Genomic DNA, 14,120 nt, shown 5'->3' on the forward strand with positions numbered 1-14,120 from the left:
CTCAAATAGAAACGATTTTTAGTGGCTCACTTTCGTCCGGCAAGCTATGCTCAATTTAGACCGGCAAGGGTGGCTCACTTTGCTCCGAAGTTAGTGGTATACTTTGTCCGAATTTTGCATATAATTAACCATATTTGGAACTAAACAAGTATTTCGAAACATTACCATATCGCATATCGCAATATGAAATATAATTAAGTAAAACATTGTTTATTAATTATTTAATATGTAATATTGCATATCGCAATATGAAATACATGCAACAATCCAGAAATAATTTGAAGCCTCAAGACATCGTAATACTCCTGAAAATAATAGCTTTAGGTAAACAATCATGGTTCCATCACACGATTGCCCAAGAATTGGGAATAAGCCAGTCGGAAGTAAGCCAATCCTTAAACCGTTCTAAATATGCGGGCTTAATTGATACTACAAGAAAAAAAGTAAACAAATTAGCATTTAAAGAATTCTTGATGCATGGTATAGCCTATGCTTTTCCACAACACCCAGGCCCCATTGTAAGAGGTATGTTAACGGCACATTCAGCGGAACCTTTAAATAACATAATCCATGCCAATGATAAATATGTTTGGCCCTATGCCAAAGGACAAGAACGAGGTCAAGCCATAGAACCATTATACAATACTGTTGTAGAAGCCTCATTGAAGGATAAAGAGCTGTATGAGTTACTAGCATTGGTTGATGCCATAAGAGTGGGAAGAGCTAGAGAAAAAGAAATAGCAAAAAAAGAACTGGAAAAAAGAATACAAAATGCATAACAAAGCCATCAACCTTGCATTAGTTGCCCAAGTTGCGAAAGGGTTAAAAGAGCTGAACGAAAAAATGGTTTTTATTGGTGGTGCCGTAATCAGTTTATATACTGATGACCCAGCAGCTGAGGAAATTCGTCCAACTACTGACATTGACATGACCATCAATTTGGCAAATTATTCTGAATGGGCTCAAATGCAAGAAAGACTGGCAGAACTTGGGTTTTCTCCTGACCCGCAAGGTCAATCCATATGCTCCTATAAATTCCAAGGTATTGCTATTGACATCATGCCAGCAGAAGACAGTAGTATTGGTGTTTCAAATGTATGGTACAAACCGGGGTTCAAATTCATACAACAAATAGAACTACCTGAAGGTATAACCATAAATCTATTGCCTTCCCCCTATTTCCTGGCAACCAAATTAGAAGCCTTTAAAGACCGGGGTAAAAATGATTTTTATGGCAGTCACGATTTCGAAGATATAATCTATTTATTGGACAATAGAACAACAATAGTGGAGGAAATACTAGCAAACGAAGAAAACGTAAAACTGTACATTAAACAGGAATTGAAAACTATAAAAAACCACCCACAGGCAGATGAAATTTTAGCCATGCACATACATCCATTAATTCGCGAAGAACGTTTTAAAATGTTGATGGAGAAAATAGAGCTCATAATAAATTAAATATATTATGGTCTATCGAGCAAATCTTTTAAGAAAACCAAAAACCATTATAGACTCGGGGTTTTAATGTCTAGAACCATTAATAGCATATATATATATGAAGAATCGGGGACTATCAGAAAGTGAAACTAAATGTAAGAATGGAATTCTGATGAAGTGGACTTAAGTTCAGGCTTCTCAATTAAAGTTGCCATGAGTAAATTTTACATCTTTTTATTAAACGAAGGTAATTTTTAATAATATTTACCCTTGTAGAAACAGCACATGTAATCATTACCCTTATCTAAAATGAACATATTTAATATAAGTACTCCCTATAACTAATTACCTTTATTATCTGGCTCATTACCCCATTTTTGAGTCTATTTTTACTGTTTTTATTACAAATGCTTATTTAACTAGTAAAACGTTATAAGCAAAACAGGAATTTATATTCGGTCATTTTACAAATGATTTCAGTTTGCTTTCTTTAAAGATGACTGTTATTTGTTACCATTAATGTTGTTAACAACAAGAAATATTTCTACCAGAAAAAACGCACACATATTGGAATATTTTTTATTACTTTATTGTTTTTAAGTTTTAAATATTCTAACAAACATGGAAAGTCTTTTCAAAGAAACTATTAGCATTGACCTGAAAATATCTTTAAAAAAGCATGGAAATAAAATCATACACAAATTAGGTGTAAAAACTGGAGAGATTTCTAAATATGAGGATTTAGGATATTTATTTAGAATAAGCCAAAATGAAAAATATTTTTTCACTTTCAATCACAACAAATTTCCTAAAGAAGACTTTAATGCCATTTTTTATTTTAATATCAATAAATGCAAGGGGGATATTTATACTTATTTAAAAACCTGTCCAAAAGAATGCATGTCATACCAATTCCCAAATGATACAAGCGTAATTGATTCTTGGAGGGGAAATTTTAATTATAAGCAAGAAGTTTTGGATAAGAACAAAGAACCAATAATTAAAGGACTGAGACCCCCTCAAATAGGTTCATTGCACTCTATTTTGGCACATTGGAGCATCTCCATTGAGCCAGCAATTGTCGTAATGCCAACTGGAACTGGAAAAACAGAAACGATGCTATCACTAGCTGTAGCGAATCTTTGTAACAAAATCTTAGTTATTGTTCCATCCAATTCATTAAGAACACAGATATCAAATAAATTTATAGAATTAGGAATTTTAAAAAATAAGGATTTTGGAGTAATAAATGAAATTGTTATAAACCCTATCGTTGGTTTAATAAACACATCTTTTCAAGAAAAAAAGGAGGCTGTAGATTTCTATTCTAAATGCAATGTCATAGTCGCCACTACTGATGTAATTACTGCGTGTAGAAAAAAAGATGTAGGGATATTTCTTGAAATTATAAATAATTCAAACTACCTTATTGTAGATGAAGCTCATCATTGTGCGGCAAATACGTGGAACAATATAGCAGTTGAATTTATAAAGAATAAAAAACCAGTATTAAAGTTTACTGCTACTCCTTTTAGAAATGATGACAAGAGATTAAAAGGTAAAATCATATATAACTACCCATTATCATTAGCACAACGTGATGGGTCATTTAGAGAAATAAACTTTATGCCAATTGTCGAATTTGATGACAATAAAGTTCACCATATAATTGCTAAAAAAGCCATTCTACAACTTGAACAAGATATAGAAAATGGGCTAGAGCATCTCTTAATGGCTAGAGTTGATAAGATTGAAGAAGCGAAAAAGGTTTTTGAAATATATAAAAGCTATCAAAAATATAACCCAGTATTAATCACTAGCGAAACTAAAGACAAGGAAAAAAGAGAAATATTATCTAGGTTAAGAAGTGAAAGCAATCCTCATAAGGTAATTGTCTGTGTTAATATGCTAGGAGAAGGATACGATTTGCCTGAATTAAAAATATGTGCTTTACACATAATGCATAAAAACATTACGACTTCAATCCAATTCTTTGGTCGTTTTACAAGAAGCTCTACGAAAAATGTTGGGAATGCAACCATCATAGCAAATATTGGGGATAATAAACTCAAAGATAACTTGCTAAAAAAATTATATGCCAAAGACGCTGATTGGAACAGGATTCTTAAAACTTCAAACGAAAGTATTTTATCCGATTTGAATAAAGAAGAAGCATTTTTTCAAAAATTTGATGAGGATGAAATACCATATAAAATCCCTTTAAGAAATATAGCTCCTGCATTAAGCACCGTTGTTTATCAAATAAATAGTTTATCTCCTAAATGGAAACCTGAAAACCATAAAGATTTTTTTGAAAGCAGGAAACAGCAATCCGTTTTTGCTACTCATCAAGAGAAGAATTTGATTGTAATTATAACCAAATCTGATTCTACTGTTAGATGGGGGAAAATAGATGATTTAATAAATATCAATTATGACCTGTTTATTATTTATTATAATGAAGAGCAAAAGCTACTGTTCATTAATAGTTCCAATAACGGAAGCCTATACGGACAATTAGCAAACGATTTAATAGGAGATGAAATAAATTTAATTAATGAAGCTGACATATATAAATCTTTACATGAAGTCGAAGAATTAGAGCTTTTTAATTTGGGGGTTAAACCCATTTCAGAAGAATCAATTAGTTACACTCAACTTTTCGGAAAAAATGTAGGAGAGGCTTTAGATGAAATTACAAAGCAAACTAAATCTAGTGCTAATTTATTTGGTAAGGGATTTAGTGAAGGGGAAAGAATGACAATTGGTTGCTCTTCTAAAGGAAGGGTTTGGTCAAGAATGGTCAAGACAATTCCTGAATTTTGTGACTGGTGTGATGTTATTGGAGGAAAATTAATTAATACAGATATTGATGTTAAAAATATTTTCGATTTTATCGCTAAACCTGAAAGAGTTCCTCCTTTTCCTGATGATTTTTTATTCACTCCTATATCTATAATATGGAATGATGATATATATTATAGGGAGTCAGAATTATTCATTAATAATGAGTCGTTTTATGACTATAGGATAGATTTAGATATTGATAACTCAAATAAAAGCAAGATAGTTTTTAGTGTTTCTGATTCTTATGATAGAAAAACCCTATATGAATTAACACTAGATTCTAATAAAAAATCAAGAGGGTTTAGTTATCAAAAAATATCTGGAGCAGATTTAGTCTTCAAATATGGAAAAAATGAGTACCAAAGTATTCAAGAGTTTTTTACTGCATACCCACCAATTATACGATTTGCTGATTCTTCTAAAATGTATAATGATATTTTTTTCAAGTTCAAGTATAAACCTAAAGGATATGATGTTTCAAAAATTAAAACAAAAGATTGGAAAGCTTATGGAGTTAACATAACAATTGAATCTCAATATGATAAGACCAAAACAATATTGCGAAAAGATTCAATCCAATATGTAATGATAAATGAATTGAAAAATGATTCTAATTATCAAGTAGTATTTGATGATGATGACAAAAATGAGGTAAGTGATATTATTGCTATCAAATACTATGATGATTATAGTAAACTAGTTGTTGATTTATATCATTGTAAATTTTCTTTGAAGGATAAAGCAGGTGCAAGATTAAAAGACTTGTATGAGGTATGTGGACAAGCGCAAAGAAGCTTTCATTGGAAGCATAATATGCGTAATCTTATTGAACATATAAAGAAGAGAGAAGCTCATAGGCTTAAAAATTCCAAACCATCACGCTTTGAAAAAGGAGGAAATGAAGAGTTGCAAACAATAATTAATATGGTGGAATCAGGTATGTCCAAAATTGTTTTCAATGTTATTATAGTTCAACCTGGTATTTCAAAAAAAATAATTAGTGATGAACAGTTAAGTCTTTTAGGGGCTACAGATATGCTTCTTAAAAATACAGGAAACAATTTTGAAGTATTAATTGATAACTAAATTAAGTTATGAGCAATGCGAAAAAATGGATTGATATTGCTATCAATGATTTAAAAGCTTCCGAAATACTCTATAATAATGAACATTTCAGCCAATCATACTTTTATTTTCAACAAGCGACTGAAAAGGCAAATAAAGCTTACTGGCTTCTAAATGGGGTGTTAAAAGAGGGTGATTTTAAAAAGATAAGTCATAATCAACTTAAACCTTTAAGAAAGAGCATATCTAATCAGATTAGTGATTTTGACCTTTTAGATTCTTTGGATGAGAAATTTAGTTTTATTACTGAAAACCCTCTTTTTGAAAACATAAATTTATTAGAACAAAAGCAAAATTTACAATTTACTTTAAGCCACATAGATAAAATCCATAATCAAAAAGACATGGATTTTGATGAATCAGAAATAAAAGAATTCTTAAATGTACTTGGTGAATTAGAAAGTTTTCGTTTGGAGTTTCCTGAAAACTTCTCTAGTATATTTAGGAAAAACTTAAACCTTTTAATTAAATGGTTCGAGAATTTTGATACTCCTAAAGCTAAAGAATCTATTGAAGCTTTAAATGAAGTTTTAAATGATGATTTTGATAGTTTTATCCTTGTCGTAAAAGATATATGTATTAATATGATTGAATTGGCTTATGCAACATTCGTATTAATTATATGTTCATTTCTAACAAATAAACATAGTAACTCTACAAGATACCCTGAAGAATTAAATGGTCAAAGTCCTTTAGATTTTTATAATAATAACTTGTCAATAGTTAGGTATCAATCTTATTTTATTAAGCATTTAGAAACAGCTTTGAGTAAATTAAAAAGTTTAAAAATCAATGAAAATAATGAAGAGAGCAATTATATAGATTTAAACTCTAAATTAAGAGAGGAATTTAATACGCCAGATACTAGATGGGATATTTTTGGATGCAAAACTAAAAGTGATTTTACGAGTTATTTTATTGTAAAGAAAAATACTCATTCCAAAGTTCCAGAGAACATCATTCAAGAATTAGAAATAGCTGAACAATTACAGTCTTTTAGCTACTATTATTATCCCATATATGGAGATGCATTTTCCAGACTTACTAGGATTTTTGAGATAGCTATAAAGACAAAAGCAAAACAAGAATCAATAAATTTTAGAAAGAATACACCATTAGTGAGATTAATTAAAGATATTTCTAATGAGTATGATGAAGAATTTAAAAATGGGTTAGACTGGGCAAGAAAAATGAGAAATATGAATGCTCATCCAGATTTTAATACATTTTATGGCAATATTCTCGTAATTCCATTAATAAGGATGACAAATATTATCAATGACATTTTTAGGACAAAAAATTATTTTGACATCCAAACTAATAAATTTAATCAAATAAAAAACAGTTACCAATCTTATGAAAATGGTGTTTGGAAATTTGACAAATATTTAATTCATAAAATAGAGATTTTAGCATTTAAAAATGGATTAACATTATGGGCTTTTTACCCTGTAATGAAAACCTACCCCCAAAAAAGAGATGACGTTTATATTTTAGAACCTTTTTATTCAATTCTAAATTCTCACAAAAAAAGTGGAGAAGATTTCATAGGGACATCTTTTGACAACAAAAAATTAGAGTTGAAAAAATCAGATAAATTAGAAGATATTAATTCTATGGAATCGTATTTAAAGCAAATGAATGAAGCTCCAGAAGATGTTGTACAGATTATGAATATGACTGCAAATCAAAAAGTCTTTTTTCAGATTGAAAACTTTAAACATTATGCGAATCTATCAGATGTGTCTTGACAGATACTACCATCAGTTATAAGTACCCATCAGTCTTGATTTTTTTGGGTACACCCTACTGATAAGTCCAGATTTAATGAAACTATTGATTGAATTAAGCTTCACATGGAAGTAAACCAGTTTGAACAAAAATAATGTAGATGCTGACACTAAACAGTTGTTACTAAGGGATTAACTTTGAGAGTTTTTGGCTAGTTAAGTTTTATTTACCTAAATTGTAAGACTTTATTATCGGACTACACAAGAATATTACATGAAACAAGCATTAACTCTATTAATATTTCTAGCATTTCATTTTCAAATAATAAGTCAAGAGTATATCCCAGCAGATAATTTTAAATTTAAACTCATTAAAGCTAAAAAAGCCGTTGGGGGAAATTATTATTACACTATAAAGACAACAAAGGACGTTGAAAAAGTACAGGTCAGATTTAAAATGAAATCAATTTCAGGCGATCATGCCGATTTTGACCCAAATAAATTCTATTTAGTTACAGACCAATATAAAAAACGTGTGAAACCTATAGATGTAAGGCATAACTATGCTGCTGGTTGGATTTTTATTGGATTTGAACATTTAGTTAACTTTCAACCTACTGATAAAAAATTAAAGGAATGGTTATCTTATAAACCACACATAAAAAACACGTTTAATGATTATAAAATTGAGGGATATGAAGATATCTGTCATAATATAAACTTTGGAACTAAGAAAAAACCAAGGGTAGCCTCTCCGTATTTAGGTCATAAAGATTTAAAATCTTGTAAAATCGATTTATACTTTTCTCTTCCAAAGGATTTAAAAGTTTTCAAAATTTATTATGGTAAAGAGATAATTGCAGATACTAGAATTAAATAAAATGTTAAAACCAAATTAACAATGAAAAGAACAACATTTTTACTATTAACAATTTTTCCCATTTTAAATTTCGGGCAAAGTGAATTTTGCAATAAGAGTTTTGGAGAAAGTTATTTTCCTCTTTCAATTGGATTTGAAAAACATATCACTTGGGGAGATGCCTTTTATGTTGAAAAAGTAACTAAAAAAATTGAAATCGATGGTAAAGAATATTACAAATATGAGCAAGATTTTGGAAAAGGAACTATTTATGATTTGCTATTAAGAAACCAAAATGATACTATTTACATGTACAATGAGGTAAAGAAAAAAGATAATATTTTGCTTATAGCAATACCTAAAAAAGGAGCTAGTTGGGATACTGGAAAGATTGCCGAAATCAATGGCTCTTTTGAAACTCCATATTGTAATTATGAAAATCTCATAGTTGTAGAAAATAAATATTCAAACGGAACCAAAGAAAAACGCTATTATAAAAAAGGATTGGGGCTTGTAGCAATAACTAGCAAAAAAGGAATTAAAGGTATTTGTCTACCTAATAAAGAAGAAGCCGAATCACTAGTCCAACCATTATCATTTGTTGGCTGTGAAAATGAATCAGATAAATCGAAAGTTACTGAATGTACAATGAAGTCCATTCATTCATTTATTACAGATAAATTGAAAAACTTAAAAATTAAACCGCCTAAAGAAGTAGGTATATTAAAGTTCAAAGTAAGTATATCAAAGACCGGATATGTTTCAAATGTAGAAACTTTAAATTCTATCTCTGGTGGGAATCAAGCAAGAAAGGAAATTAAAAAAATCATCGAGTCATTACCCAAATTTATTCCTACCAAAACAGCAGACAAAAAAGCCGTTGGGACAAATATCGAATTATCGATTCCAATTAAAACAAATAACTAATAGTTAAACGAAACGTTTCGATGCATCTGAGTATTTTTAATTGTATTAAACTTTTAAGATTAATTTTAATAATATCCTGTTTCATGTCTTATGCACAGAATTCAGAATCCAATAGCAGTAAATTAAAGAATATGGAATTAAATAGTGAATACGGAATTTTGATTGATAAATCAGATGATAAAAAGTTTATCATGAATTTTAAAGAAGTATTTGGACGTTCGTTATCTAAATCTGAAAGTGAATCAATGTTGGAAGCAAGACTTCCTTTTGTATTTAAGTACTTTTATTTCGACTTTGAAAAAGCAAACGGATTATATATTGAACTAGAACCTAATGAGGATGAAAATGGAATTCTGCAATATCCTAAAAGACCTGATTATGGCTGGATTTTAAGGACTAAGATTAGAGATGACTTCAATCACGTGGACAAAGAAAAAGTTATAAATCAGACCAGAACTAATCTAGAATCTCTAAGTTTCAAAATTGAATTCATTAAGCATCAGGAATAAAAAATATTTTTAGATAAAATAGAAGAAATGAAACTTAACTTGATTGATGTAATTGATAGCCCCTTAAGTTATATGAGACAAGCTATTTGGGTGTCCGTAGAACGAGAATCTTTTTTGCTAACAGATATTTTCAAAGTCGCTGAAATTACCTTTAAGCGGAAGACTAATGTTGATATTTTATCTGAAGCAGCCTCTAAAGACGAGGCTTATAAAATGAAGAAAGTATATGAAGACAGATTTGCTTCAGACCTTTATGAAGAAATAAGCCTTACAGGTAAAAGCGGGTTCAAATACCTTTCTGTAAATGATTATAATAAATTAAATGGATTGAGTGCAGGCTCTGACACTTATTTTGACTTAATCAATGTCTTTGGAATTCACAAATATGAACTCCCTGTAAAAACTAACAAAGGTTTAATAATGCAATTTCAAGAAAAACAAATTAATGTTCTTAATCCTGCTGACGAAGCCTTATCAATATTATATTCTTTACCCTTTAAAGCAAAAGAAGTAACAGCAATCCATTCATTCCACAATCACAATTTATTAGTTTATGGAACGAATGATGGTAAAATATACTTACAAAGTCTTTCTGATCAAAATATTAGGCCTATTAAAGTCGATGATTGCAAAACTACTTGTCAAGATATCTATTTGGACGCTAATGATGAGTATGGTTATATCTGCGGAATGGGTTATTTGAAGATTTATAAATTTATTAATTATGAACTCAAATTAGTATCTGAGTTTAAAACATCAGCTCGTTCCGTTAATGTGTTTAACAATTTAATTATTTTAAATAAAGGAATGCACGGTATTGAGTTGCTTAAGTTCTATGGAGATAAAATTGAGAAATTAGATAGCCTTGATATTGGGTTCACAGTGGACTTAATGAGATTTAATAAAGCAAATAAAACTATTCTAATATCTAGTAAACCAATTGGCAAATTAGCCCTTTTAAAGGTTTCTGAACCTGAAAAAAGAACTCTATCATTGAGTAAATTGTTTAAATTCGGCAATTAAAAATGATTCAAAAAATAAAATATAATTTAACCGATTTAAAAAGAGCAACAAATGAAAAGCTAGTTACATTGATTTACAATAAATCAGTAGAATTAGAACTTGGTACATTTGGAGAAAGCCTTAGAAAAGCTGATCCAGCAATGGCGGATTTTCTATCTATGTGGATTTTAGAGGGAGACGTTAATAATGGTGGATTCGACCAATTCTTTAATAATTACGGAATTGAAAAAGGAAGAATTGCAATAAGAGGATTTAGAAGAATAGGTGCAGATGCATTTGCAATTGTTACAGAAAAAGCTATTGATATATTTATAAATCAAGATTCAAAATTTGAAAATAAGCGTAATCCTGATTTTAATGAATTGGACGACGAATTTTATGATTTAGAAGGTTTAGAAATACTTCAAATTCAGTATATTAAAAATAACTATGAGAGGTTTATCGTTGAATGAAAACTAAATTAATAAAACCAGTACACTATAAAAAATAAAAAAGCCCTAGCATCTGCTATGGCTTATTATTACTAGTGTAGAAATGAGATAGGCTACATCATAATTTTTGACAGGCTCTATCTGACTCCTTTTTTGTGTTTAAAAATTGGTTCCTTAACTTTTTCATATCATCGCTGACCTTTCGCTCTATGACCTTGGCATAGATTTGGGTCGTGGATATTTTAGAGTGACCTAACAGCTTTGAAACCGTTTCAATGGGGATACCATTACTAAGTGTCACCGTCGTGGCAAAGGTATGTCTGGCTATATGAAAGGTTAGATTTTTTTTGATGCCACATACATCGGCAATTTCCTTTAAATAGGAATTCAATTTCTGATTCGATATTTTAGGGAATATACTTCCTTGAGCTTTCGATTTATGATTATTTTTATACATTTCAATAATTTGTAAAGCTTTCGGCAATAAGGGAATTCTAATAACCTTGGTTGTTTTTTCTCTTCTATAGTGAATCCACAATTCGCCGTCAATCCCAATATTTATGTTATCTTCTGTTAAGTTAATCACATCGATATAGCTTAAACTAGTATAGCAACTAAACACAAACAGATCCTTTACTAGTTGCAATCGCTCAATTGTAAATTGTTTCCCTTCTATCGCATATAATTCATCAGCACTCAAAAACCCTCTTTCTGTTTTTATAATATGAGCTTTAAAGTTTATAAAAGGGTCTTTTTCAATCCATCCCAATTTGAGTGCTAGATTAATAAGTTTTCGAAAGCGTTCTATATGTTTCATCACAGTATTATTACCCATTTTCCTTTGGTGATCCGTTGGAACATAACCTCTCAGGTATTTTTCAAACTTGAGTATAAAATTATAATCGAGTTCTCGCAAATACATATCGGTGGTTTTATAACGCTTCAACAGAAACTTTGATATATACTTTTCGGTAGTGTAGTAGTTCTTTTGAGTGCCCCACCTCAATTTACCCTCCATGTCCTCATAATGGTAGTTGATGATATCTTTTATGGAATGGTTCTCCTCATCCTCACCTAGGTATCTTGCCTTGATGGCATTTGAGGTTATTAGCTTACGCTCTGTCTTCAGATCTTGGTAGCACTTGAAAAGGTCACTGTTCACCTCTTCTAGATAGTTGTTAAGTGTTCTTGCGTTTTGGTTTGTTCCGCGTGCCCTACCCCTATGGGCATCCCAATCCGTTACGTGAACTTTACGCTTTAAACTCAGCGTTGCTCGCTTGCCGTTTACTGTGATTCTTGCATAAATGGAGGCTTGGTTGTCTTTTGCCCTGGCCAAGTCTGCCCAGAGCAAAATACCTAAAGTGCTTGTTGTTTTCATGATTTCGTCTTTTTGTTAATACATTTTATTACCAGACGAAAGCCAAATCACCTTAAAGATACATTTATTATTCTAACCAACAGATGGATTTTAACAATTCGGTCAACACGTTTCTAAAAATTATTTTTGTTATCCGAATTGTTGACTTTTTTAACATAATTTTTTGTTTTCTTTTGAAATCGTTAAAAATACAAAAACCTGTAAATCATACGATTAACAGGTTTTTGATTTAGATTGATATGCTATTTTGTCGGGATGACAGGATTAAAAACAACCCAGACAATCCATTGTTTTCCAGTATATTAAATCCTAATTCCCTAAACAGGACACTAATTAAGACATCAACGAGAGCACTTTAGGCTTTCTATTTTACAAATGTATCCAAAAACCATCAAGTAAAATCAAATTGACAAATTTTTATTCTCATATAATCAAATATGAGTAATACATTTTAAAGTTTTTGAAAATTTTAGTGAGAACAAAAGAGAGATTACAACTATGCTATACTAAATAGTTATTGGGTCTCGGCAGGATTCAAACCTGTCACGCCATATATACATATTTAAAGGCTCTATACTTTTTCACAAAATCTGTTAACCAATTTGTTGACGGTTAGCTTGATAGCAAATAAATTGATTTAGTTTTCATTGTAAAAATAGCAATTTAATTATTGCTAACTGTTTAAATTTATCATTAAACCATTATTTATTTTCTCTAAACACAATTGCTTTTTAACCTGAGTTCGACGTAAGAAAAGCGATTTTTTGGTATAGAAAAAGCAGAATATTTAGTATATTAAAGTGTTGAAATTAAATATATTAACAAATATTCTGCTTATGATTTCTAAAGATAAAATTACTGAAATTTTTTGTTCTATTGATGATTTTTGCCTTGTTTTTGAGCCCGCTTTAGTAAAACGACAACTTTCCACAGGGAAAAAGACAAGAAAGCGCAAATTTACAATGTCCATTAGTGAGATAGTGACCATTACTGTTCTGTTTCATTTAAGCGGAATAAGAACTTTTAAACACTTCTATATCAACTATGTTCAACAACAGCTCCATGAAGAGTTTCCAAATACGGTTTCCTACAATCGTTTTGTTGAATTGATGCAATCCAATATACTCCCATTGACCCTATATATGAAGACCTGTTGTTTAGGGAAATGCACAGGAATATCTTTTGTGGATTCTACGCCGATACGTGCGTGCAATAAAAAGCGGATAAAGCAAAATAAAGTCTTTAAAGGTATTGCCAATATTGGTAAATCCACCATGGGCTGGTTTTATGGATTTAAGCTTCATATCATTATAAACGATAAAGGGGAACTACTTGATTTCATTATCACTCAAGCTAATGTAGATGACAGGTCTCCTTTAAAACAAGAAAACTTTTTGAAAAAAATATTCGGTAGCCTATATGCCGATAAAGGCTATATATCAAAGCAACTCTCCGCATTATTGTTCGATCAAGGATTGCACCTAATAACAGGCATTAGAAACAATATGAAAAATGTAATGATGACTATGAGAGATAAAATACTCCTTAGAAAACGATCCGTTATAGAAACTATAAATAACCAATTGAAAAACATTGCCCAAGCGGAACATTCTAGACATAGAAGTTTTGGTAACTTTATTACCAATTTAGTAGCTAGCCTTATTGCTTATTCCTTTCAAGAAAAGAAACCAAGCATTAAATTTGAAACAGAAAACACACCGCAACTAGCTCTTTTTTATTAAATCCTTACGTCGAACTCAGGTTTTTAATTACTTAGAGGATGATTCGAGCACAATTTTGATATCTCTTATTTGATCAAAATCTATTTGTAAATTAAAAAGCCCACTAACA

At 30.3% G+C, this 14,120-nt stretch carries 11 protein-coding genes; 10 read left to right on the top strand and 1 reads right to left on the bottom strand.

The window, feature by feature from the left end; all coding sequences use genetic code 11:
* The first annotated feature begins 257 nt into the window (after positions 1-257).
* The 9 genes from JF259_RS10795 (at position 258) to JF259_RS10835 (ending at position 10,912) form a co-directional block, all read left to right on the top strand.
* Positions 258-779 carry a hypothetical protein gene (locus tag JF259_RS10795; RefSeq protein ID WP_233164224.1) on the top strand — a complete coding sequence of 174 codons (522 nt, stop codon included), beginning with the start codon at positions 258-260 and terminating at the stop codon, positions 777-779.
* Positions 772-1,461, top strand: coding sequence for a nucleotidyl transferase AbiEii/AbiGii toxin family protein (locus tag JF259_RS10800; protein WP_199115340.1), 690 nt, complete (start codon positions 772-774; stop codon positions 1,459-1,461). The genes JF259_RS10795 and JF259_RS10800 overlap by 8 nt, the downstream gene beginning before the upstream one ends.
* A 600-nt stretch (positions 1,462-2,061) precedes the next feature.
* Positions 2,062-5,373, top strand: a complete 3,312-nt coding sequence (locus JF259_RS10805; protein ID WP_199115341.1) for a DEAD/DEAH box helicase — start codon at positions 2,062-2,064, stop codon at positions 5,371-5,373.
* Between the two features lie 8 nt (positions 5,374-5,381).
* A complete protein-coding gene (locus JF259_RS10810; protein ID WP_199115342.1) occupies positions 5,382-7,163 on the top strand; it encodes a HEPN domain-containing protein in 1,782 nt (593 codons plus the stop codon).
* 253 nt (positions 7,164-7,416) lie between these two features.
* On the top strand, positions 7,417-8,022 hold the full coding sequence (locus JF259_RS10815) for a hypothetical protein (RefSeq protein ID WP_199115343.1): 606 nt from the start codon (positions 7,417-7,419) through the stop codon (positions 8,020-8,022).
* 21 nt (positions 8,023-8,043) lie between these two features.
* Positions 8,044-8,928 (top strand): hypothetical protein, encoded by an 885-nt coding sequence (locus tag JF259_RS10820; RefSeq protein ID WP_199115344.1) that lies wholly within the window; start codon positions 8,044-8,046, stop codon positions 8,926-8,928.
* Between the two features lie 83 nt (positions 8,929-9,011).
* On the top strand, positions 9,012-9,437 hold the full coding sequence (locus tag JF259_RS10825) for a hypothetical protein (protein WP_199115345.1): 426 nt from the start codon (positions 9,012-9,014) through the stop codon (positions 9,435-9,437).
* A gap of 27 nt (positions 9,438-9,464) precedes the next feature.
* A complete protein-coding gene (locus tag JF259_RS10830) occupies positions 9,465-10,460 on the top strand; it encodes a hypothetical protein (protein WP_199115346.1) in 996 nt (331 codons plus the stop codon).
* Positions 10,461-10,462: 2 nt separating this feature from the next.
* Positions 10,463-10,912 carry a DMP19 family protein gene (locus JF259_RS10835; RefSeq protein ID WP_199115347.1) on the top strand — a complete coding sequence of 150 codons (450 nt, stop codon included), beginning with the start codon at positions 10,463-10,465 and terminating at the stop codon, positions 10,910-10,912.
* A 97-nt stretch (positions 10,913-11,009) separates the two neighbouring features.
* Here the strand turns inward: JF259_RS10835 and JF259_RS10840 are convergent, their stop codons facing one another.
* On the bottom strand, positions 11,010-12,269 hold the full coding sequence (locus tag JF259_RS10840) for a site-specific integrase (protein ID WP_199115348.1): 1,260 nt from the start codon (positions 12,267-12,269) through the stop codon (positions 11,010-11,012).
* Between the two features lie 836 nt (positions 12,270-13,105).
* Here JF259_RS10840 and JF259_RS10845 point away from each other — a divergent pair.
* Positions 13,106-14,011 (top strand): IS982 family transposase, encoded by a 906-nt coding sequence (locus tag JF259_RS10845; RefSeq protein WP_199115349.1) that lies wholly within the window; start codon positions 13,106-13,108, stop codon positions 14,009-14,011.
* The last annotated feature ends 109 nt before the right edge of the window (positions 14,012-14,120 follow it).

The organism is Snuella sedimenti (genome assembly GCF_016428595.1).
GTDB classification, from domain to species: Bacteria; Bacteroidota; Bacteroidia; order Flavobacteriales; family Flavobacteriaceae; genus Snuella; species Snuella sedimenti.